This window comes from Paenibacillus faecis (assembly GCF_008084145.1).
Lineage (GTDB): Bacteria > Bacillota > Bacilli > Paenibacillales > Paenibacillaceae > Fontibacillus > Fontibacillus faecis.
This window is the reverse complement of sequence record NZ_VSDO01000006.1, coordinates 59,483-82,887: the sequence shown is the minus strand read 5'-3', so window position 1 is coordinate 82,887 and position 23,405 is coordinate 59,483. Positions and strand designations below refer to the sequence as shown.

Sequence of the window (23,405 nt, the reverse complement as noted above, 5' to 3'; positions counted from 1 at the left end):
CGTACTCCTTTACGCTGGAATGGGTCAGCCTTTAACAGAAGATAAGTTCACGCCTCGGATAATGTATTTTTGCAAGAACGCAAAAATCATGAGCGGGGGTATCATGACGATCGTCAAAATGGCAAATTTCACGTTTTCCTGAATATTGTTGGTTTCACCCGAAAGCACGTATTTGTAAATGACGGAAGCGATCGGATATTTTTCCGGACTGGTGATGACCACGCCCGCCCAATACCACTCGTTCCAAGTTTGCGTGAAGCCGAAGATGAGGATCGTGGCGATGATCGGCAGCGACAACGGGAAGGCGATCTGCAGAAAGCAGCGGATCTCCGACGCCCCGTCCATGCGGGCCGCTTCGAACAATTCTTTATGGATGCCGTCGAAGAAGCTCTTAAGCAGCAGGATCCAGAACGCGTTGGCCGCCGCCGGTAGCCAGAACGCCCAGTAGGAGTTGAGCAGGCCGAGGCTTTGGAGGTTCAAATAATTCGGAATCATGTACGTCGCCGAGGGAATCATCAGCGTACACATGAAAAATAACGTAAAGCCCTTGCGAAACGGAATCTTTAAATGCGACAGGCTGAATGCGGCCAAACCGATGAACAGGACAGCGAACAGCATATTGCCCGCAAAAATCAAAAACGTATTAGTCATATGGCGGCCCAGGTCCACATACTTCAGTACTTCGCCAAAATTCGTCCACACCCAATCCTTCGGCAGCAAAGACGGCGGAAAGGTGTAGATGTCGGTTTTCGTTTTGAACGCGTTAAAAATCGTGACGAGGAACGGATAAATCATCGTCCACGCCACCGCCAGCAGCATGACGACCATCACGCCGTAACCGATTTTGACTCTTCTCCGCCGAAAGTCGTGGAAGGAGATGATCCCCCGCTCCTGATGCGAATCGCCCTTCATGATTCGTCTCCTCCTTTCCTTTGCAACGCATACAACAAGATGGACAAAAGGGTTAGCGAAACGAACAGCAGCACGCCCATCGCCGATGCCTTGCCGAAGGCGAATTGTTTGAAGGCGCCGTCAACAACCATCAGCATATATGTGGTGGTCGCTTCATTCGGTCCTCCACCCGTCATCGCCAGCTGCGGTTCGTAGGCTTGACTGTTGGCGATCAACTGCATAATCAACATTAACAGGAAAATATGGCGGATCGACGGCAGCGTGATGTATTTGATTCTCTGCCAAATCCCCGCTCCGTCCATTTCGGCCGCCTCGTATAAATCCTTCGGAATGTTCATGACCGCGGCCAGATAGATCAACGCCGTAGAGCCGAAATAATGCCAGGTGTTCATCAGTACGATGGAGAACATCGCCACCGATTTATCTGTCAGCCACTCTACCGGAGGCAGCTGGAAAATCGTCAAAAAGTCGTTGAGCGGACCGATCGGCTCGTATAGCCAACGCCACATCCCGTACAAAGCGACGGCCGGAACGATGTTCGGCAGGTAAACGACGAGCCGCGCGGTCGCCTTGAACTTCCGCAGTTCCGATATGGCGGTTGCCGCTACCGCCGGAACCCAGTAGCCCATAACCAAGCCCAGGAATACGAACCAAAGCGTATTGCCGATCGCCGTAAAAAACGCCTCGTCTTGGATGATGTCCCGGTAATTTTGCAGCCCGACAAACGTATTGCCGCGGATAAAATTGATGTCATGCAGACTGTAGTAAATCCCCATGATGATCGGCTTCCATAAAAAAACACAAAATATCACAATTTCCGGAATCAGAAATAACAGTCCCCAAAAATAAAGCCGCGAATGCTTGAGAAACCGGGTTCCGCTTGTCGGTTTTTGCGCGGCCAGTTGCGTTTTCATGCTCCACCATCCCGCTTCCGTCGTATTGTGAAACCTATCCGACCGGTCAAACGTGGAGTTTTCGGGTTCGGATAGGCCTCATATAGGCTTTAACGACTCCATGGCCGAATCCACACCTTGCCTACAGGGGGGCTACAGTTCAATCTTGTCGAGATAGGCGGCTTGCATTTTCTCCGCGCCGTCTTTTAGCAGCTGCCGCAAATCGGCATTTTTATTGCTGAAAATCTCCTGAATGATGTTGGTCATGATCGCATAGTACTCCTGGGCGTCGAAAGGAGGCTCCGGCATCGCGTTCGAACTGTAGATCTTCATAAATTCGGGATCGTATTCGTAAACGACGCCGGGATATTTGGCGTACATTTCATTCATCCGCTTCGCATATTCCGAATCCAGATTGTAATAAGGCATCAGCTCCGGTATATGCATCTGCTTGTTTTTCTGGCGTTCCTGAATTTTCAGTTCCTCCGTTTCGATCCCGCTGTCCTGGAAGTAATCGTAAGTGATAAACTTGAACGCCATCTCCTGCTGTTCCGGTGATTGCTGCGGGTTGATCACAAAGAAATTTCCACCGGTAATGGCATAGTTCGGCGAACCTTTCTCCATGCTGGGAAGCGGATAAATTTTGGCGTCCTCCGGCGCGAAACCGCCGTCGTTTATCCCCGTGTTCAGCGATCCGGAGTGAAAAATAATACCTAGGCGGCCTTGCTTATACAAGTTCGATAAATCCGGATTGGCCAAGTTCCAGTCCCCCGGCAGCACATTATACTTCCATCTCAAATCGCGGTACAGTTCAAGCACCTTCAGCCCCGCTTCGGAATTGAACGTTGCCGTCACCTTGCCGTCTTTGACTTCCTCGACGAAATCGCCAGCCTGATACATGAAGTTCGTCAAATTCCACCCGGCCGCATTGCTTTGTCCGGCTACGGCGAAACCCGCGATCCCTTTGTCCGGGGCATTGACGGATTTCGCCGCTTCGATCATTTCCTCCCATGTCCAATCGTAAGGCGGAAGCTCGGCCCCATTGTCGCGGAACAGCTTGGCATTGAGGCCGACGCTCATCACGTAGCCGCCCTGCGGGATCGCGTAATATTTCCCGTCCACATGGAAGATATCGAGCAGCGATTGGTTAATCTGATCCTTGTACTCGTAACCGTTCAACAAAGAGGTAATGTCTGCGGCGTAACCTTTATCGGTTAAAATCTTCGCTTCGGTCGCATACGTGTTGTAATAAGACGGCGCCTCCCCCGCAGCCAGCTTGAGTCCCAATGTCGCCGCCCCGCCGTCGCTGTAGAACCAATCGCTTTTTTCAATGACCACTTGCGGATACTGCTGTTGAAAACGCGCAATCTTGTCATCCATTGCCTTCCGGTCCACTTCCTGGTCAGGCGGCGGATACTGCACGGTGATGGTCACTTTTTCGGATTGCCCCGCCCCCTTCGGATTTTCTTTGACGGTTCCGTCCCCTTCCGGTTGGGCCCCTCCTCCGCCCGCACCGCTGCCGGAGCATCCCGCCAACGCCAGCATGAACGTAAGCGCCAGCAGCATGAAGATTTTAGCCTGTTTCATTTCTTCTTGCCCCTTCCCTTTGTGGTTGAATGCATTTGTTCACGAGTCATTATAGAAAAAAAGGGAAGGAACTTGATTTCAAATCCTTTGGGAAACGCTTTCTATTCTTTGTGGGTCGATAAATACCCGCCTTTCCGCAAATCGCTCAGCATCGCCTTACGTACCGTGTAGCCGTTATAAGCGTGATCATGCTTATCCGCATAATCGCTCCAGCCCTTGTCGTCCAGCGGGGCATTCCCGTAAATGAATCGGGCCGCCATTTGCTCGCGGAATAGCTTAAGATCGTCGATCAATTCGGCACGCTCCATCGCATATCCCATCGAGTATACCGATCCCCGCTTGCCGCCGTTTTGTATCATGCTGCGAACAACCTCGAACTGCCGCTCATCCGGGAACATGGCTCGCATTACCTCTTCATCGTCCAGAAACAGGCTGCGCTCGCCGATCAGACTATATACCTCCAGATACTCATTCTGTTTTCCTTCGAGCAGCCGTTTCCGGCCTTCCTGCCGAACGTGATTGACGCCTTTTTTACCGTAAAGAATCAGTTCCCGCCCTTCGTCACTGTAATACCAGTTCATAAGCTCGATAATCTTTCGGACTTTTTCCGGGGACTTCCCCGCTTTTTCCGTGATACCTACGGTCGTGGGAACGTGGATCGTCGGCCAATGCGAACCGGTTCCGGCCGGTCCTACCAATGGCGGTAAATAGGCGATATCCGCCTGCGGATTATACGCCTTCATTTCCTGAATCAGCTCGGACGGGTAACCGGTGTAGTGAAAAATACCGACCTGCCCCTGCACGATCTTTTCCCGTTTGGTATTGGAGTCGTTGGTCGCCAGGTCCGGATCCAGGGCGCCACTCTGCATCAGTCCGTTCATAAAGAGCAGGTATTCCCGGTATTCGGAACTGGTCCAGCCCCCTTTCAGCTGTCCGTCCAGCAAATATTCATCCGGAGACGTATTGCCGGTAAAGGCCGAGAGGAGTTCCCAAAAATCCTGGCAGCTCATACAGCCCCCAGCGGTAAAACCATAGGTGTCGTCTTTCCCGTTTCCGTCCGGATCCTCCTTTGCGAATGCCTCGGCGACCTCGGCAAACTCCTGAACGGTTCGCGGCGCATCAAGCGAAAGGGCGTTCAACCAATCTCTACGGATGAATAAGCCCTCCACGGCAGGTCCGGTCCGATTGGGAATCCCGTAATACTCCCCTCTGTCATCCGAAATGGTACGAAGCATATCGGAAGTGATATAATCCAGATGTTCCGGCAGATCTCCCGACTTCAAGGCTTCATTTAGCGGAATGAGATACCCCTGCGTGCGGGCGGTCCGGTAATCCATCATGTTGAAAAAATAGATCATATCCGGCAGATCGCCCGAAGCCACGCGAGATGCCAGCTTTGTCCTCCAATCCTGCGATCTTCCGGTCGAGAAGTTGAATCTTAAATCGATATTCAACCGCTTGCGGATCGTCTGCAGAATGAAATCTTCCTGCGGATCGGGAAACTCCACGTTATACGGATACCATCGGTCCACCTCCAAAACAACCAGCGGTTCCTCCCTCGCGGAATCCGAACAAGACGCGAGCAGTCCCGCGCTCGCCAGCAGCAACGCCAACAAAAACAGGCGCTTTAAATGAATGGCCAATTCACCCACTCCTCTCGTCAATCTCTTGTTTCTATTTTGTTATAATAGTGGTGCAATGTGGATGCTAAATTTCCAAAGGATACGAACGTTTATCCAAAGATTTCGAAGGTTCGCCGTACAGACTCGCGTTACAATTAAACAACTTCCTGCTTAAGGAGCATGGTTGATGGCTAACGTTAAAGTTATGGGGATCGGCATTAAGATTTTTTGGATCAGTTTTTGCGGAATGGCCGGATTGATTGTCCTGATCTGGTATCTAACGCAAAATTTTATGATGGATACGTTCAAAACCCAGCAGACCCGTTATGTCGCAAATTTGCTGGAGCGGACGGAGGTTCATTTGAACCTGTTTATGAAAACGCTTCAGGGCAATCTGCTGGCATTATCCAGGGACGAGCGACTGTTGTCCGCTACGGAAGAAGAAGCGATCAAGCTGATGGAGAGCTATCGCATGTACTGGAATCAGGATCTGAAAAATATGTATATCATCCGTCCCGATTTGAAGATCATCGGCACGTCGGACTATTTATGGGACATTAAAGGGCACCGCATGGCCGCGGATATCTACAAAGCCGTGGTGATGAGCGATCAGATCTATTGGTCGGAGCCTTATGTATCCGACGTTTCGGACCACACCGTCACCGCAGGCGTCAACATCTACGATAAGGATGGACGGTACGTCAGCGTACTGGCCGTAGACCTGGACCTCCAGAACATTTTATCCAGCTACGGCCGCTGGAACTTCTCGCAAACGGAAGATTTGCTGGTCGTCAGCCGCGACTTTCGGCCGATTTCCATTTATCACTCGCTAGTGGGTTATAACGCCTTTCAAGACGAATATCTTGTCAAGGACATTTCGTTTGTACGCCTGGCGGACACGAACCGCCGGGAATGGAACTACCGGGATGAGCGCGGGAACAGCTGGTTTATCTCGCGGGCCCGGAACAATAACTGGGGTTGGCAGATTATGGCCGTTTTGCCCGAAGAGGAGCTCTACAGCAGCATCGAGAAAATTCGCTTTTATTCCATCTTGGTCGGATTGATCGGCGTTATGCTCTCTCTCATCATTTCCTATTACTTGTCCCGCTACGTCTCCCGCCCGATTTATATGCTGATCCGCCAAATGAAAAAGGTCAGCCGGGGGGACTTCCAGACACGCATTACCCTGCCGTTCCGCGGAGAAATCGGTATCCTTGTCCATAGCTTCAACCTGATGGTGCAGAAAATAAAAGGTCTGATGGACGAACTGCTTCAGAGTGAAACGAGCAAAAAACAATACGAACTGAAGGTGCTGCAAGCGCAAATTCAACCGCATTTTCTGTACAACACCCTGAACTCGATCAGTTATCTCGTACGGCGAGGAGACACCAACGACGTGGACCGCATGATAACCAGCCTGGTGGAAATGCTGCATTTCCACTTGGACAAAATCGACGAAATCGTGCCGATCCGCCAGGAGATCCAAGGCGTGGAGCATTACGCATACTTATTGTCCATGCGCTATCCCGGCCGATTTTCATTGGAAGTTGAGTTGGAAGATAGCGTCTGCGCCTTTACGATACCTAAGCTGACACTTCAGCCGCTTGTTGAGAATGCGATTTTTCATGGCATTCTGGCGGATGACCGGTGCGGTACGATCGTGTTGACCGGACGCGTAGAACATGAGGCCTTCGTTGTGCTTGAGGTATCCGACGACGGCGTCGGCATCCCCGAAGCGAGGCTCGGCTCACTGCTCTCGTCGGGTGCTTTAGAGAGCCGCAAAGCCTATGATCACTTGGGGATCAGAAATATTCACGAACGGCTGCAGCTCCATTACGGTCCGGATTACGGCCTCTCCGTTCATAGTGCCCAAGGCGAAGGAACGACCGTAACGATCCGGCTTCCGGCCGTTCGTATTCCAGAGATGAATCTGCCGAAGGAAGGAGACGAACATGCTGCGAGTACTGCTCGTTGATGATGAATATATGGTGCTGGACGCTCTTTGCAACGATATCCGCTGGGGTGCGCTAGGCATGGAGATCGTCGCCACCGCGGTGAACGGCAAGCAAGCTTTGGAGCGGTGCGCCGTGTATCAACCGGATCTGGTCGTAACCGACATTACCATGCCGGTCATGGACGGCTTCGCATTGATGGCCGAACTGTCCAGGGATTTCCCGGATATTCGCTTTGCGATTTTGACCGCCCACAAGGATTTTCAGTATGCCCGTCAGGCTTTGTCGGCCGGCGCGCTTGACTATTTGCTGAAAACGCCGATGAATATCGAAGAAATCGAAAAAACACTTCTACGCTGTAAGGACGCGGTGATCCAGCAGAAGGAAGTGAAGCGGCGGGCCCTGCTTGGCGACCGCCTGCAAAAGGAGCATATTTGGGAGATTCGCCGGCATATGCTGGAGCAAATCCGCCGCGGTGTGTTCAACTATTCGGCGGAAGCGGAGAACTTGATTCGCGGTGACAACGGCAGGTTGGGCCGGGCCCCGTTTTTCGTGCTGTGCGTGCGCCTGGCGCAGCGGTCGTCCCTCTTTGCCCAGTACCCGGAAAGCGATCATTCGCTGATCTGCTTTACGATGAACCAGGCGATCTATGAAATCGTCAGTGAGCAGGTCGTGGGCGATGTCCTCCCCCACATCAACGGAGAGGCGTTTATTCTTGTGCAAAGGCCGGCCACTGCGAGCAAAGCCGAAGCTGAAACGCAAATCCACGGACTCTACCATGCGCTTAACCAGTGGTTTCGTAAATTTTTGAACACCACGCTGCTATGCGGGATTAGCCCGGTTTTTCCCGAACTTTCCCTGCTCAAGCAAGGAATCTCGCAGGCGCTCCAAACCTTGGAAATCCAATTCTATGACAACCGCGGAACGCTTCATTTCCACCACGACTATCAACGTGTGGTATGGCGGCATGATAGCGACTACGATTGGGAGATCTTGACGGAAAGACTATTGTTCCAATGGTCCATGGAGGAGGTCGAGGGACGCATTCAAGGACTCCAATCGCTTCAAGCCTTTGTGCGGGAGAAGCGTCCGCGTCCTTCCAAGTTGAAAGCGAATATTATCGAGCTGTTGGAGCGGCTGGCTCTCCCCCTTACCCGCCAAGAATGGATGCAGCTGGAATACAGCGACACGCTGGAGCATTGGAACGCCCAGCTTGAAGCCGTGCTCTGCAAACTGCCGAAACCGATCGCCGGCCGTCAGGCCAACAAGCATCCGGACATTCAAAAGGCGCTTTCCTTCATTCATAACCATCTCGGCGAAAATTTGACTCTGCAAAAGGTGGCCGAACATATCCATATGAATCCGAGCTATCTGAGCCATCTTTTCAAGCTGCAAACCGGAGATAACTTCCTCGACTTTCTCACGATGCTGCGCATTCAGAAGGCTCGAGATTACCTGCTGCGGCCGGAATTCAAAAACTATGAGATCGCCGAGAAAGTAGGGTTTACGAACTATCCTCATTTCTGTACGGTGTTTAAGAAAATGACGGGCTTAACGCCGGGCGAATATCGGCGCAGTGTCCGTACATAGCCTGCAAAGCCGCTTGGAATAATAAGGCGGGAATAACCAATTCAAAACAAGGGGATATGCCATGACTAGCTTACAGCAAAAAATCGCCGTCGTGACCGGCGGCGCCAGCGGGATCGGTCTGGCCACGGTGGAAGCCTTCGTGGATAAAGGAGCGAAGGTGGTCATCGCCGACTTTAACGAAGCCGGCGGAAAAGCGGTAGAGCAAAAGTTAAAGGACAAAGGTGCGGATGTCCTGTTTCTGAAAGTAAACGCGGCTGACGAAAAATCCGTGGAAACACTCGTGTCGGAAACCGTCGGCAAATACGGAAAAGTGGATATCATGGTCAATAACGCGGGGGTGGGCGTGTTGGCCGCTACGCATGAATTGAGGTATGAAGATTACCGGAAGGTGATATCGGTGAATCAGGATGGCGTCTTTTTCGGATCCAAGTACGCGATCCGTGAGATGCTGAAGTCCGGCGGTGGCTCGATCGTGAATACCGCTTCGATCTTAGGCCATGTCGGTGAAGCGGGCGCGTTCGCCTATAATGCCTCCAAAGGGGCGGTGGTCACGATGACCCGAAGCCTTGCCCTCGAATACGCAAAACAAAACATCCGCGTTAATGCCGTCTGTCCCGGCTACATCGAAACGGGGATGGTCAACAAGAAAGCGCTTGGGGATTTTTATGACGGGCTTGTCGCGCGGCACCCGATCGGGCGGCTTGGGGTGCCGGAAGAAGTCGCACACGCGATCGTCTTTCTGTGCGAAAACGACTTTGTCACCGGCACCTCTTTGTTTGTGGACGGCGGCTATACGGCTCAATAATCGCAATCGCAGCAAACTTCAAACTTCAAAAAGCACCGGCTGCTCCGGCAATCGGTGCTTTTTGAGTATCGTTACTTTTCATCGGCTCGACCAATTTGAATAATAACGGCTCCTTTTTTGCGTCCGGTTTCGGCATATCTGTGTGCCTCGGGGATTTGTTCCAACGCGTACCGCCTGTCGATCACCGCTTTTATTTTTCCCGATTCCATGAGTTCTCGTATCAACTCCAAATCGTCCGGCTTGACCTGGGACATCCCTTGTCCCTCTACTGTCACATACTTGCCGGTTGGCTTCAGAGCCTGGATTGAGAGGTTTTTTTTCAGTTTCCCGACAGCGTCGAAAATGAGATCATAACGCTCCCCGCGCTTCGTAAAATCCTCTTTCGTATAATCCAGAGTTCTGTCGGCACCCAATGATCTCACCAATTCCAAGTTAGCCGTGCTGCACACACCGGTCACATCCGCGCCAAAATATTTTGCCAATTGAACCGCCATCGTTCCCACCGCACCGGATGCCCCGTAAATGAGGACGTTTTGTCCGCTCCGGATCTGACCTTTCCTTAAAAAATACAAGGCGTTGGTTCCTCCCATCGGAACGGCTGCCGCTTCCTCATACGTGGCATTGGCCGGTTTCGGAGCGATTACGCCGCCTTCGGGCACACAAGTGTATTCCGCATAAGCCCCGAACCTCATCCCGGTTAGTGCGAAAACCCGATCGCCTTGCTTAAATCGCGTGACCCCTTTTCCGACCTGCTCGATTTCCCCGGCCAGTTCGACGCCAAGTATCGCTTTTCTAGGTCTTCTCAGACCCAAAAATAACCGCATCGGAATCCAGAACAGCCAAGGACTAGTAAAGCTGCGAACCCTTAAATCCCCGGACGCCACCGTTGCCGCGTGTATTTTGACCAACACTTCACCATCTTTGGGAGCGGGTTTCGGAACCTCCGCCAACTGAAGTACATCGGGCAATCCGTAATTGGTGCAAACCATCGCTTTCATCGATTTTCCCCCATCGCACTTTTTCAAGAAGTATATACTTTTGCGGGACGGGATTATAGATACTAAAGTATGGTTTTAAAAGTCAATATTACAGAAGTCCCCGCTCTCGAGCGAGCGCGACCGCTTCTGTCCGCCGTTTTACCTGCAGTTTGTCAAAAATAACCCGGTTATGCCCTTTCACAGTAGACAGCGCGATAAAAAGCCGCTCGCTGATTTCCTGATTTGAAAGGCCTTGGGCGATCAGCCGCAGCACCTCCAGTTCCCGCTCGCTCAGCGGCTCGATCAAAGGCGCGGTGGCCTTCTTCGCATACGCCGTGTTGATAGGTTTGTAGACGGGCAGCACCTCGCCTTCAAAAGCCGCTCTCAATCCGGCCAATTCGGCGGAATTCCCCGCCGCAACGCACAGCAGACGGTACACCGGAAGGCCCTCATCGATAAAACTACGCTGATGTCCCCCAGGCCTGGCCAGCGTTAAAGCGGCCGTGAGTTGCTCCACCGCTTTGGGACGGTCGCCGCAGGCTTCCAACGCAGCCGCCTTCAGGATTTTAATCTTCAACTGTCGGTCCTCCCAGCCCATTTCCTCGGCCTCCCGTTCCAGCGGTTCCAGTTCCTTCAATGCGGCGTCTGCCTCCCCCTGCGAAAGGAGCACGCGGATCAGGCTGTACCTCTCATTCTGCTTCCGCGCCAGATGAGCGGCCTGGACCCGATTTCCCCGGCGCAGCAGCGCCAGAACCTGTACGGCGGCTATGGCCGGCCGCTGGGTTTCGAAGTTTTGATAATGGGCGATTTGCTCCGCTTGCACTAAGATGGATTCCGCTTCGGCCGCTTGCCCCTGAGCAAGCTTGATTTGCGCGAGAACCACTTGGCCCGCCACAACCCGGTCCGATTGATCGAACCGCCTGGCAAGCCGGATGCTCTGCGCGGCATGCTGCGCTGCGCGATCCAGGTCATTCCATTCGTAGCTTATGCGGGCCAAGCCCAAGTGAGCTTCGCAAGCCGCCGGCGGTTGAGGTTCTCCCGCCCATTTCAACACGTTGAAATAGGTCTCCTCCGCTTCATGAAGCCGGTTGTCGCCCTCCTGGATCATACCTAATCCCAACGCAGCCATCATGGCAATCATCGGATGTCCGATCGACCGGCTTAGCGAAAACGCCTCGGCATATGCCTTGCCCGCCGCGCGACGGTCCCCTTGGAGCTGGTATGCATATCCGAGCGTCCAGATGGCGGACGCCCGCACCGGTATATTATCCGGATGCAGACATTCCAGAGCGCGGAGCGACTCCGCCAGGATCGTTTCGGCTTCGTGAGCGCTCACGGCCAGCGTGGCTCGAATGGAAGCGATGTGTCCGATCAGATCTCGGGATCGTTCATCTGCTTCGGCATTTTGCAAAGCCGATTCGCCTGCCTCCAGTTTCCGGCGCGCCTCGTTCATCTGCCCCGTCATTAGCAGCGCGGAAGCATACATCACCCAAAGCGAAGGTCTCGCATCCATTTCTTCGACGGGCAGCGAATGAAGCCAACTCAGAACGGGGGCTACCGCTCCGCGAAACAGCAGCGGCATCCGCTCTCCCTCCAAAAGCCGGGCGGCACGCCCCGTATCAGCCGCGGCGACGGCATGCTGAAAAGCCTGAAGCTCCATTCCCTGCATTTCATACCATAGGCTTGCGCGGATATGCAGCTCGGCCACATTGTCCCTTCCATGCTGCTCGCTGGATGCGGCGCTGTCCTGCAGCCGCTTTTGCAGCAGTTCCGCAAAAAGCTGATGATACCGGTACCAACGCCGTTCATTGTCCAGCGGTACGATCAACAGATTAGCCGCTTCAAGGCGTTCCAGCATATTTTGTGCCGAAACGGTGAGGGCATCGCCTTCCCCATCAGCCCGGCTGCCGAGAACGGATTCGCACAAAGGACCGGACAGTCGATCAAGGATGGAAGTACGGAGTAAGAAGGTTTGTACCTCACCGCTTAACCGCTGAAACACTTCTTCAAGGAGATAGTCGACGATGTAGGCATGGTTGCCCGAAAAAGAGCGGATAAAAGCGGCGGGATCCTCAAGCCCCCTCAATGTTAGAGACGCCAGTTGAAGCGCGGCAACCCATCCTTCCGTCCGGGATTCCAGCACGCCGAGATCCGCGGGTGAAAGCATTGATCCCGTTGTGTTGCGCATAAATTCGGCGGCTTCCTCCCGCGAAAACCGCAGTTCGGCGGTTTGCAGTTCGGTAAGCTGGTCCCGGACTCGCCATCTGGCTAATGGCAGGCGCGGCTCTTCACGGGTCGCAATCACGAGGTGCATCTGCGGCGGCATATATTCGATCAAATAAGCGACCATTTTTTCGATCGTTCCGTCCCGGATGACGTGGTAATCATCGAACACGAGGTTAAAGGGATCCGAGATGAAGCCTATTTCTTCAAGCAAGGAGGCCATTAACGATTCGATAGGCACAGGCATGGGAGACTGCCGCAAGCCAAAAGCGGCACCTTCAAATTTCGGCCCGGCGAATTTCAAGGCTGCGCTCAGATAGGCAAAAAAACGAGCGGGATCGTTATCCCCTTCATCCAATGACAACCAAGCGATCGGCCTGCCGCAGCGGCGAGCCCATTCGCTGATCAGCGTCGTTTTCCCATAACCGGCCGATGCGGAAACGACGCTAAGCTTGCGATGCATGCCCGCATCTAACCGCTCCGTCAGACGCGGACGCACCACGGTGTTGGGCCGGGCCAGGGGGATATGCAATTTGGTGGATAGCAAAGGTATGGTCATCCCGCACGCCGCCTTTCCGAATAATGATGGATTCTCTCAACCGCCTTTAACGTTTAGCAGTACCCCTAATGATATTCCCGATATGATCGCGGTCGCTCAACTTTTTCTTAATATATAATCGACAAACCCCTGCCTGATTCGGTTGCCCTCGAAATCCCGTTCAAGAACCCGGTATTCCTTATATAAGCATTCCATATCGGAAAATAAAGGGTCCGCCTCAAAATATTCGTAATACGAGTGTATGACGTTCTCCCCGTCTTCAAATTGTTCATATTGCGTTTCTCCCAGATCAATCCCCTCGCCAACCCGGAAATCATGGATGTTGAGAAAGTTGACGAACAAAAGCCCGCCCCTTCTCAGAACACGTTTCATTTCTTCGACGGCGATTCGCACATCTTTCTTTCTCATATGAAAAACTGAATTATAGGAATACACGAAACTGAAAGCTTCATCCGCGAAGGGAAGTTTTCGCATGTCTCCTTGCCGGATATTCAATTGCTGTCCGCGTTGATCGGCGAATTCATTCGCCAGCTGAATTTGACGCTCGCTTAGTTCAATTCCACTGGTCAAGTATCCGTGGGAATGAAACAGGCTTAAAGGGGGCATGTCTCCTCCCGCTCCGCAATCCAATATTTCCTTCTTCAATCCCGTTTCATTGCACAACGTCAAAAATCTGTATAATGGAATTTGTTTAAAGATCTCCACGTCGGTTCCGCTCCTTCTCTCCGAAAATGTCAAGAAACTCTTTCAAAACAGCCGTTCTGGTCTCATGATCCGTCTGTTCCAGCATCTGCACCAGGTTTGCGGCAAACCATTTCACATAGGAAGGGTCCATTTTGGCATTCTCGTCAAAAAAGTCCGCAGGATAGCCGTAAGTCTGGAGAGCATGTTCATTTACAGCTCCCAAATACTCGAACGCATATGAAAAAGTCCCTTTTTCAATCAACTCGTCAACGATCTGTTCAATCCGTTCGCGGGTGACCCGATCGACCAATACAACCTTGGATGCGGCCCAGTAAGCACCATTCAGGCCATGCCCTTTTACTTTATGGTCCTCCCTGATAGACTCTAAACATTTATAAGTATAGAAATCCGCTATCCATGTGGTCGCATCGGGAAAGGTGACGACCACATCCACATGGGCGTCCTCCGGATCCTCGACCCAACTTTCAGCGGCTATTCGCACATGGCGTTTTTTTTCAAACATCGTCATCGTCTCCCCCTTTCCGGACTCTATTGTTCACACCAGTTAATTTCATTCATTTGGGGCAGCAGCCCGCTGCTTTCCAAAATCATAGCCGTCATGCCTTGTTCCGATCTCGAACTATGGATTTCGCCGGCCTCCCAGAACGCCGCGTAACCCGCTTGAATTTCGTACGCTACTCCCTCTTTTCCGCTGACCCATCCTTTTCCTTGGATAACGATAAACAATTGATCGACAGGCGCTTCGTGTGCGCCTAAATTTCCACCTTGTCCGATGTGGACGCATCCCAGATGTACCGTATTGTCATGTTTGACCATCTTCGTAAAAAACGCATCCTTGCTGCCGAAATTCGAAATCGGGTGGGCATGATCTTTACCGAAACTGAAAATCTTCAATCGCTCGATCTCCTTTCCTAGTAAGCCAGTCTTATGAATTACCAGATGAATGTGTTCTTTACTCTTTCCGATTTCAAGAAATACGGGATCCAGATAGCGCATATGATGGCTGATTTCACTACTTCTCTGATGGAGCTGACGTCCAACATTCCTGCCGCCATCGGAATCTGGAAAATTAGAACGGTGTCAATGATACCGAATAATAATCCGACACTATAAGCTATGATCATTAGCCTGGGCAAAACTCTTTTTTTGCTATAAAACATGATCAGAATCATAATACAAAATATGAACATCGAGACGAAGTATACGGCTTCGAAAATAATGGCAGGTCCCCAAAGCGGGTGATATGCGGGTGAAGAAGGTGTGGTAAGAATCGACCAACTTTCCGGATTTAACAAAAAACCAGAGACATATTCCCGCATTCTTGCTAAAAGCATCAGAATCGTAGCGTATAAAGAAATTTGAACCAAAACTAGCCAGCCCCCCAATCCGGAGACTCCCAAGTTAGAATGGTTAGGCGGCTCTGTCGGCAGATTATTTTGCATTTGCATCATAAACACATCCTTTTTACAATTTTTTCATAAGATCTAGTCTGGTTTCCCGTCAGACAACCTTGATAACATGAAATTCCTGCATATGTGCATGTTTTTTTCTTGTTGGGGGCCAAAATTTCAAAATTCCTGCGATTCTGCAGGAATTTTCGCCGAAACCGGCTCGCTTTTCTAAAATCGCTAGAAATTCCTGCAGATTTGCATCTTTTTCCAAATTACCTCGGAGATCGGCCTAAATACCTGCACATTTGCATCTTTTTGGAGTTGGAAGGTTGGAGGTGAGCTGGCACATTGATGACCGCGGTATAAAAACGATTTGGAATTCTGTAGGCGTGAGACCCATTTAGTTGAAGCAGCGGCGCATCCACACTTTCCCCTACTACAGTTATCTCATGAGGCACTAGGGTTTCAATGTACATAAGAAGCGCTCCACCCCGGGATATTTTTCGCCAAGGGACGTGACCTGAAATCCGGCTTTTCTGTAGAAATCGACCGCATCCCGATCCGTTTCAACCACCAGTTTCAGCACCTCCGGGTACCGAGTCATGAATTCCTTGATTAGTTTCGTTCCGATCCCTTGCTTCCTTCGGCTCTCGCTCACAGCCAAATGCGCTAAGACAACGGTGCCATCAGGCAGGAACTGAACGCCCATCACCCCCGCCAATTCGCCCCCCTCATCGATCCCCAACAATTCTCTGGTCGGATCTTCCCCGTACTGTCCAACAATCCGTTCCGCCTGATTTGAACCGGCATACAGGCATAGCTTAAGTAATTGGATAACTTTATCCGTGTCCTTATGTACTTTCAGACTATACATGCTTCTTCATTGCCCCCAAAATGAATCGATCGTCTGGTCCAAATAATCCAGATTATCGCAATAAGCATCTTTAAAGATGGAGTTGCTTATAATCGACACCACTTGATGATCGGGAACTTGGTCATAGTAGGCGAATTGTACCTCGAGCTTCTGTATTTCCTTAAAAATACAATTCAAGTCGTTCGAGAAGTTGTCTAACTCCTTAAGAGGAATATCCACGGATCCCCTCCATCCTCCCCCGTTAGGCTGGAGACTTTCACTTCTCCCCCTACGCGAGCGAATCGCCTCGATCAGTGAAGGAAGTTGATCCGAGGAGGTACCTTCGAATGCAACCTGCATGAAAGGTTCGAGAATGATGCAATCCGCTTCCTTGATGGCTTGCTTGAATCCTATCGTCGCCGCGACCATATAGCACATGGCGCTGGAATCCGTTGCATGATAAGAGCCTTTAAACAAGGTGGCTCTGAAATCGACAACCGGAAAACCGCCTGCATATCCCTGGGTCATGCTACGTTCAAGCCCTTTCTTTACAAAAGGAACAAACTGGAGAGGGATCATCTCCTCATCCTGAATTTGATTGACAAATTCAAAACCGCCGCCTCTCGGCAAAGGTTCGAACCTTAACCAGCAGTGACCGTAACGTCCCAGGCTTGAGGATTGTCGAATAAACCGCCCCTCCGCCTCAAATGGTCGAACGAATGTTTCTTTGTACAGCACTTGTGGCGCCTCAGCCTTCAGTTCGACATCAAGCCGATCGGTTAGGCGTCTTACGGTATCGGCCAGATGCTGCTTGCCGGCTCCGGCAAGGACAATCTGTTTCGTTTCGTCCTTGGTGAAAATCAACAGCCGGGGATCCTCATCCATGCCGCTTTTTAAGGCCAAGAATACGTTTCTGACTTCGTCTTTGGTGCGGAGGTGGCCTAAAGACAAAGTGAGCGCCATGTACGGGGCAAATAAATTTGTATCGGGCAACATCGTCATCTCCTTTCACTAAAAGATTTCGACAAATTGGAACATTATCCCTGCCCAACTGGGAAAACCTGCTTACGCCGATTAAATAAAGCTGCAATCATTTGGTGCGAAATTACATCTATTTCTTTAGAGTTCCACTAGCAAAAAAGCCCGGGAAGACCTTCCCGAGCTTTTTCCATATAATCTAAGAACCTGCCCCGCGATAGCGGCGCACCCCGTAATTCCACGCCGTCAGTCCGATCGCAAAAAAGATCGCGCCCATTAACGGCGTCAGGAATGCCATGTTCCGCATCTCCTCCCGTTCGAGGAACAAGGATGCCGGGTATACGCCGACAAAGGCGAACGGCATAATCCAGGTGAGCAGCACCTGAATGGCACGGTTGTAAATCGTCACGGGATAGCGCCCGTACCCCTGCACGTTGTACATCAACGGCAAGATGCCCGTCGGCGCGTCCGAGTAGAACGACAGCGACGTCAGAGCCGTATAAATCCCGGTGTAAATCGCCACCGCGCTGATCGTCAGAATGATCAACGCCGGAATTGTCCACCATTCGAACGCCACATCAAGCTGGGCGCCGCTGACGGCCATAATGACGATGCCGATGATCGAGCCGACGAGGGCCGGCGGGTCGACATTTTCCAAGAAAATCTGGAACAAATTATGCGCCGGCCGGGTCATCACCCGGTCCATCTCGCCTTTGACAATATAGCGTTCACTAAATCCCCACAGGTTGACGAAGCAGCTGAAAATCCCGAAAGGCACCATAAAAAACCCGTACACGAACACCACTTCGCTTTGGCTCCAGCCGCCCAGACTGTCGGTGTGCATAAAAATAACGAAAATAAAGATCAGGTTCGTCACCTGGAACAGCAGGTCGGAGATAACTTCGACCCAAAAATCGGCCCGGTAGGTCATCCGGGTTTTGATGTAGTTTTTCAAATACTCGCCAATTAAGCCGAAATAGTAAGACATCCACTTAACCTCCCTGCACAAACAGGCGCTTCCGGGAAGCCCGGTACAGCCAGACCATCGGAATCAGCAGCAGCACGAACCAAAGGACCTGTACGCCGAGCACATTCCAGATCCCCACCCCTTGAATCCGGCCCGTGAACACGGAACCCGGCAAATAGGTGATCGCCTGAAACGGCAGAAATTCCATGATGCTTCCCAGCCATGAGGGGAATAAGCTGATCGGGATAATCAACCCGGAGAACAGGTCGACGACCACGCGCTTCATCCGCATAAAGCCTTCGTTATTTTCCACGAAAAAAGCCATAAGTCCGGTGATGATGTTAAGCTGCGAATTGATCAGAAAGCTGAAGAACAGCATCACGAGAAATCCGGCCCACGCCTCCGGCGCGGTCGGCAGTTTCACCGGAAAGAACAGCATGGCGATCGCCATCCCGGGAATCATGAACAGCATAAACCGGAACAGCCCTTCGCCGAAGCCCTGCATCATTTTGACCATCAGATAGTTATAGGGCCGGATAAACTGAATCGCAATGCTGCCGTCGCGGATATCCGTGGAGATCTCCCGGTCCAGATTGTTGAAATAAAACGCCCGGGCCATCCAGGATACGGCCAGATACGTCGTCATCTGCGAAGCCGTAAAACCGCCCAACTCCCCACCGCCGCCGTAGATAGCTTTCCAGGTGAAATAATAAACCCCTATATTCAAGGTATAGATCAAAATGCCGGTATAGTAATTGACGCGGTAGGCCAGCATGGTCAGAAACCGGATCCGGATAAAATCGAGATAAGCGCCGCCGGTACCGTTAAACATGGGTCGCCACCACGCCCTCGTCCTCGCGGATCGTCGCATCCGGCTTCTTTTCCGCCGTTCCGGATTGATAGATGCTTCTGACGATGTCGTCCGTATTGGTCTCGATTATCTTGATGTCGGTAATATCCGCCTTGCTTACCACCTGCCCGAGAACGTCGGACACGTTGATCTCCAGCGGAATCCAGACCTTGGCTTCCAGCTCGTTTTCAGCCGACCAGGCGAGCGCCGGTAGGGCTTCGGTCCAGCTCCTCAGCTGTTCCAGCCTTGTGGGCGTTCCGAACTGGAACTGGACTTCGCGCCCGGTTCCCCAGCGGTTTTTGAGTTCCTCCAGCCCGCCGTCGTAAATGATTTTGCCGTCATCCAGCATAATGACCCGGGAGCACAGCGCCTCGATATCCTGCAAATCATGGGTCGTCAGCAAAATCGTCGTACCGTGATCCCGGTTCATATCCTTCAGGAATTCCCGGATTTCCGATTTCACCACGATATCCAGACCGATCGTCGGTTCATCCAGAAAGACGATCGACGGATTGTGAAGCAGCGCCGCCACCAGTTCACAGCGCATCCGTTGGCCCAGGCTCAGTTTGCGAACCGGCCGGTTCAGCAAATCCTGGAGCTGCAGCCGCTCGACCAGCTCATCCAGCCGCCGTTTAAAGTCCGGCTCCGATACCTTGTACACTTTTCGCAGCAGCTGAAAAGATTCAATCACGCCGATATCCCACCAGAGCTGGCTCCGCTGTCCGAACACCACGCCGATATGCTGTACAAACTTCTCCCGCTCCTCGTAAGGAACATAGCCCCCGACGGTGAGATGCCCGGAGGTGGGGACCAGAATCCCGGTCAACATTTTGATCGTGGTTGACTTCCCCGCCCCGTTCTCTCCGATATATCCGCAGATCTCCCCTTGCGGGATGCTGAACGAGATATCTTTTACCGCGGCGACTTCATTATATTCCCGCTTGAACAAATCCAGAAATGCGCCCTTCAGTCCTTCGCGGTTCTTCTGAACCTTGAAAGTTTTGCGCAGATCCTTCACTTCAATCGCGTTTCCACTCATCGGTCTTGTACCTCGCTACATTTAGTATTGGTTATGGAACGGTCAGTTTCATAAAATATCGCCTTAAAATTATATAGCAGCTTTCGAAAAAGCGCCAGTCCGGGAAAACATTCCGGTTCCAGTCCTAATCGCAAGGGCAGCCACCGATTCTGAAAAATAAAATAACGGGAATGATTCCCGTTATTTTAGGCGCCTATCGTTCGCTTCGCCTCGCATTTCCAGCACTCGGCGGATCGCTTCTTCCACGGTCAGCGGCGTTTTCACGCCGAGCGAACGCCGCGCCACGAATTCAACCCGCCCTTGACCGGCATCCTTGCCGATGACGATGCGAAACGGCAGTCCGATCAGATCGGCATCCTTGAACTTCACACCCGCACGCTCGTCGCGGTCGTCCAGCAGCACTTCGACGCCGAGTTCCGTAAGACGTTCGTAAATTTCTTCAGCCACTCGCTTTTGCGCTTCGTCCTTGATCGACACCGGCACAAGGTGAACGAGGAAAGGCGCCAGGGAGGCCGGCCAAATTATGCCGTATTCATCATGGTTCTGTTCAATGACGGCGGACAACACCCGCGAAACGCCGATGCCGTAGCAGCCCATAATAACGGGCTGCGACTTGCCCGAAACGTCGAGAAACGCGGCGCCCAGCTTCTCGCTGTATTTGATCCCTAGTTTGAACACATGGCCTAATTCAATCCCTCGATAGTACTTTAATGTACCTTCCGCGCAGCGGGGACAGGCTTCGCCCTCCTGAACATTGCGGAAATCGCCCACCTGGGAGATGGTCAAGTCTCTCCCCGGCACCACATGGCGGAAATGGTAATCCCGTTCATTCGCCCCTATGATGGCCTCTTCCATCTCGGCCGCCGTGGAGTCGAACAGAACGCGGATCCGCAGCCCGTGAGGACCGACAGACCCTACCGGTACGCCGGTCAAGGCTTCGACGGCAGCCGGATCGGCGGGTTCGCAGATTTCCGCGCCCAAGGCATTCTTCACCTTCAGCTCGTTGATCTCCCGGTCTCCCCGAATCGCCACCGCCACCGGCACGCCGTCGGCCATGAAGACGACCGTCTTCATGATGTCCGCCGGTCCTACTCCCAGCGAATCCACCAGGTGGGATATCGTCTTAACGCCCGGCGTGTGGAACTTCTCCATCCCAGGACGGCCGCTGGATGCAGCCGAATGCTCCGTTTGTTCCTCTCCGCGTTTCGTCGCCCGCCCTTCCCGGGCTTCCGCTTTCTCCAAATTGGCGGCGTAATCGCAGCACGTACAAACAACGATCGTATCCTCCCCGATATCGGCCAAGGCCATGAATTCATGGGTTCCTCCCTCGCCGCCGATCGCTCCGGCATCCGCCTCCACGGCGCGAAACTCCAGGCCGCAGCGCTGGAAAATGCGGTGATAGGCCGCGAACATCGCTCGGTAGGAGCGGTCAAGCCCTTCCCAGTCCGCGTCGAAGGAATAGGCGTCCTTCATCAGGAATTCGCGCCCGCGAAGCAAACCGAAGCGCGGTCTGCGCTCGTCGCGGTACTTGGTCTGGATTTGATACAGGGTCATCGGCAATTGGCGATAGGAGTTGATCTCCTGTTTCACTAGCGACGTGATGACCTCTTCATGGGTCGGACCCAGCGCAAATTCCCGGCCGTGCCGGTCCGCCAGCCGGATCAACTCCGGACCGTATACCTCGTAGCGTCCGGATTCCCGCCATAATTCGGCCGGCTGCATCGCCGGCATCAGCACTTCCTGCCCACCGGCCCGATCCATTTCTTCCCGGACGATTTGCTCCGCTTTCCGCAATACCCGGCGGCCCAGCGGCAAATAAGTATATATCCCTGCGGCCAATTGGCGGATGAAGCCGCCCCGCAGTAAGAGCCGGTGACTCGCGGTTTCCGCATCGCCCGGCGATTCCCGTAATGTGTTTAACAGTAATCCGCTTTGTCGCATCTTCGATCTTCCCCTTTCCACCCTGAAAAAAATAAGACACATTCGTCAGGGACGAATGTGTCGTGGTACCACCCTTTATTTAACCGCAGCCCGTTCCTTCCGCAAAAAAGGATTCCGCAAGGAAACAAGGGCAAAGGTCCTTCATCGATAACGGCATAGGCCGGCCGGCGAATGATCGTATCATTGACGGCAGCTCGCAAGGTAGGATCTCCAGTTCTTCGCACCGGGAAACCTTTCAGCCGGCGGGTTTCTTCTCTGAATCGGCGAATGTTGAACCGAGGGGCCTTGGTCTTCGCTTATTGGGATTTCATGCAATTTATAGCTAAATTACAAGATTACCGCTAATTAGTCAAGATGAAACGAGCTTATTGTGAAAAAACGCCCCAAAACAAGGATAAACGAAGCTTGATTCAAAATGATACATTTGTCATAGTCTGATATGGTGATAAAAAAGATAATTTAAACCGATAATATTTTTTTATAGCCAAAAATTGTTGAGAAAAGAAGGCTTGGTCATGAATCGAAATTCGGTTGCTCCGTTCATAAACAAACCGCTCAAAGCTTCACTTAAACCGATGCAGGAAGTGGGGGTGATCCTCTTATCCGCTCTGCTGGTGGCCGCCGGTCTAAACTTATTCCTGATTCCCCACCAGCTTTTGTCCGGCGGTGTGACGGGGGTCGCTTCCATCATCGGGTATATTACGGGATGGAATATATCCTACGTTTTCTTCGTCTTAAATATCCCGCTTATCATTTGGGGATGGAAGTCGGTGGGACGCAGATATATCGTTCTGAGCTGTATTTCCGTCATCGGCACGACTTGGTTTATGGAGCTGATTCCCGTCATCCAAATCACCAAAGACCCCATTTTGGCGGCCGTATTCGGAGGGATTATTTCGGCGGCGGGCATCGGGTTCTCCCTGCGGGCCGGCGGTTCCACCGGCGGTTTCGATATCCTCGGCTCGATCGTGACGCGTACCCGGGACGTTCCTATGGGTAATATTCTGTTCCTGATGAACGGAGCCGTCATCCTGGCCCTCGGTTTTTTTCAGAGCTGGGATCTGGCCCTGTATTCGATGCTGTCCACCTTCGTCAAAGGCAAAGTGGTCGACATGATCCATGTCGGGCACATCAAGGTGACCTGCTTCATTATTACGAAGCATAAAGACCAAATGCTGTGTCAACTCCGCAAGCTCCATCACGGGATTACCTGCATCCATTCGGAGGGCGGTTACAGTGAACAAGAAAACTATACCCTGATGACCGTAACGACCCGTTACGAGTTGGCCAGCGTCCGAAAAACCGTGCTGCAGACCGATCCCCAGGCCTTTATGAACGTGGTGCAGTCCACGGAAATTGTGGGGCGCTTCGCGAGACCCAAGCCCTAGTGTCTCCCCCTGAAGGGGTGCGATTATTACTAGTCCCCTTTCAGCAACCTTGGTAACATTGAATTCCTGCGTATGTGCATGTTTTTTTCTTGTTCGGGGCCCCAAATTTTAAAATTCCTGCAAATCTGCAGGAATTTTTGACGAAACCGGCTCGTTTCTCTAAAATCTCTGGA

The 23,405-nt window shown here is 52.2% G+C and carries 20 protein-coding genes; 4 read left to right on the top strand and 16 right to left on the bottom strand.

Annotated elements, in window-relative coordinates; translation table 11 throughout:
- Positions 1-24: 24 nt before the first annotated feature.
- The 4 genes from FRY98_RS25560 to FRY98_RS25545 form a co-directional block, all read right to left on the bottom strand.
- Positions 25-912: a carbohydrate ABC transporter permease gene (locus FRY98_RS25560; protein ID WP_148457544.1), complete on the bottom strand. Its 888-nt coding sequence runs from the start codon at positions 910-912 to the stop codon at positions 25-27.
- Positions 909-1,826: a carbohydrate ABC transporter permease gene (locus FRY98_RS25555; protein ID WP_148457542.1), complete on the bottom strand. Its 918-nt coding sequence runs from the start codon at positions 1,824-1,826 to the stop codon at positions 909-911. Before FRY98_RS25555 ends, FRY98_RS25560 begins: the two co-directional genes overlap by 4 nt.
- A 132-nt stretch (positions 1,827-1,958) precedes the next feature.
- Positions 1,959-3,392 carry an ABC transporter substrate-binding protein gene (locus FRY98_RS25550; protein WP_148457540.1) on the bottom strand — a complete coding sequence of 478 codons (1,434 nt, stop codon included), beginning with the start codon at positions 3,390-3,392 and terminating at the stop codon, positions 1,959-1,961.
- 101 nt (positions 3,393-3,493) lie between these two features.
- Positions 3,494-5,035, bottom strand: coding sequence for an extracellular solute-binding protein (locus FRY98_RS25545; RefSeq protein ID WP_170287190.1), 1,542 nt, complete (start codon positions 5,033-5,035; stop codon positions 3,494-3,496).
- Positions 5,036-5,201: 166 nt separating this feature from the next.
- Here FRY98_RS25545 and FRY98_RS25540 point away from each other — a divergent pair, with 166 nt between their 5' ends.
- The 3 genes from FRY98_RS25540 (at position 5,202) to FRY98_RS25530 (ending at position 9,361) form a co-directional block, all read left to right on the top strand.
- Positions 5,202-6,989 (top strand): sensor histidine kinase, encoded by a 1,788-nt coding sequence (locus FRY98_RS25540; RefSeq protein WP_148457536.1) that lies wholly within the window; start codon positions 5,202-5,204, stop codon positions 6,987-6,989.
- Entirely contained in the window at positions 6,967-8,556 is a 1,590-nt protein-coding gene (locus tag FRY98_RS25535) for a response regulator (protein WP_148457534.1), read from the top strand. Before FRY98_RS25540 ends, FRY98_RS25535 begins: the two co-directional genes overlap by 23 nt.
- 61 nt (positions 8,557-8,617) lie before the next feature.
- Entirely contained in the window at positions 8,618-9,361 is a 744-nt protein-coding gene (locus tag FRY98_RS25530; RefSeq protein ID WP_148457531.1) for an SDR family NAD(P)-dependent oxidoreductase, read from the top strand.
- Between the two features lie 71 nt (positions 9,362-9,432).
- Here the strand turns inward: FRY98_RS25530 and FRY98_RS25525 are convergent, their stop codons facing one another.
- The 12 genes from FRY98_RS25525 to FRY98_RS25470 all read right to left on the bottom strand — a co-directional run bounded on the left by FRY98_RS25525 (position 9,433) and on the right by FRY98_RS25470 (position 21,844).
- Positions 9,433-10,359 (bottom strand): NAD(P)-dependent alcohol dehydrogenase, encoded by a 927-nt coding sequence (locus FRY98_RS25525; protein ID WP_148457529.1) that lies wholly within the window; start codon positions 10,357-10,359, stop codon positions 9,433-9,435.
- A gap of 88 nt (positions 10,360-10,447) precedes the next feature.
- Positions 10,448-13,120 (bottom strand): winged helix-turn-helix domain-containing protein, encoded by a 2,673-nt coding sequence (locus FRY98_RS25520; protein ID WP_148457527.1) that lies wholly within the window; start codon positions 13,118-13,120, stop codon positions 10,448-10,450.
- 96 nt (positions 13,121-13,216) lie between these two features.
- Positions 13,217-13,825, bottom strand: a complete 609-nt coding sequence (locus FRY98_RS25515) for a class I SAM-dependent methyltransferase (RefSeq protein WP_148457525.1) — start codon at positions 13,823-13,825, stop codon at positions 13,217-13,219.
- Positions 13,812-14,327 (bottom strand): hypothetical protein, encoded by a 516-nt coding sequence (locus tag FRY98_RS25510; protein ID WP_148457523.1) that lies wholly within the window; start codon positions 14,325-14,327, stop codon positions 13,812-13,814. The genes FRY98_RS25515 and FRY98_RS25510 overlap by 14 nt, the downstream gene beginning before the upstream one ends.
- Positions 14,328-14,353: 26 nt before the next feature.
- A complete protein-coding gene (locus FRY98_RS25505) occupies positions 14,354-14,719 on the bottom strand; it encodes a cupin domain-containing protein (protein WP_148457521.1) in 366 nt (121 codons plus the stop codon).
- Between the two features lie 38 nt (positions 14,720-14,757).
- Positions 14,758-15,276 carry a DUF2569 domain-containing protein gene (locus FRY98_RS25500; RefSeq protein ID WP_148457519.1) on the bottom strand — a complete coding sequence of 173 codons (519 nt, stop codon included), beginning with the start codon at positions 15,274-15,276 and terminating at the stop codon, positions 14,758-14,760.
- Between the two features lie 397 nt (positions 15,277-15,673).
- Entirely contained in the window at positions 15,674-16,090 is a 417-nt protein-coding gene (locus FRY98_RS25495; RefSeq protein WP_148457517.1) for a GNAT family N-acetyltransferase, read from the bottom strand.
- 6 nt (positions 16,091-16,096) lie between these two features.
- Entirely contained in the window at positions 16,097-17,065 is a 969-nt protein-coding gene (locus FRY98_RS25490; protein ID WP_170287189.1) for a translation factor GTPase family protein, read from the bottom strand.
- Between the two features lie 181 nt (positions 17,066-17,246).
- Complete coding sequence (locus FRY98_RS25485; protein WP_148457513.1) at positions 17,247-18,035, bottom strand: ABC transporter permease; 789 nt, start codon at positions 18,033-18,035, stop codon at positions 17,247-17,249.
- Positions 18,036-18,039: 4 nt separating this feature from the next.
- Positions 18,040-18,846, bottom strand: coding sequence for an ABC transporter permease (locus FRY98_RS25480; protein WP_148457511.1), 807 nt, complete (start codon positions 18,844-18,846; stop codon positions 18,040-18,042).
- Positions 18,839-19,903 carry an ABC transporter ATP-binding protein gene (locus FRY98_RS25475; RefSeq protein WP_148457509.1) on the bottom strand — a complete coding sequence of 355 codons (1,065 nt, stop codon included), beginning with the start codon at positions 19,901-19,903 and terminating at the stop codon, positions 18,839-18,841. The genes FRY98_RS25480 and FRY98_RS25475 overlap by 8 nt, the downstream gene beginning before the upstream one ends.
- 180 nt (positions 19,904-20,083) lie before the next feature.
- Positions 20,084-21,844, bottom strand: a complete 1,761-nt coding sequence (locus tag FRY98_RS25470) for a proline--tRNA ligase (RefSeq protein WP_148457507.1) — start codon at positions 21,842-21,844, stop codon at positions 20,084-20,086.
- Positions 21,845-22,359: 515 nt separating this feature from the next.
- Here FRY98_RS25470 and FRY98_RS25465 point away from each other — a divergent pair.
- Complete coding sequence (locus tag FRY98_RS25465) at positions 22,360-23,232, top strand: YitT family protein (RefSeq protein ID WP_211373369.1); 873 nt, start codon at positions 22,360-22,362, stop codon at positions 23,230-23,232.
- Positions 23,233-23,405 lie beyond the last annotated feature (173 nt).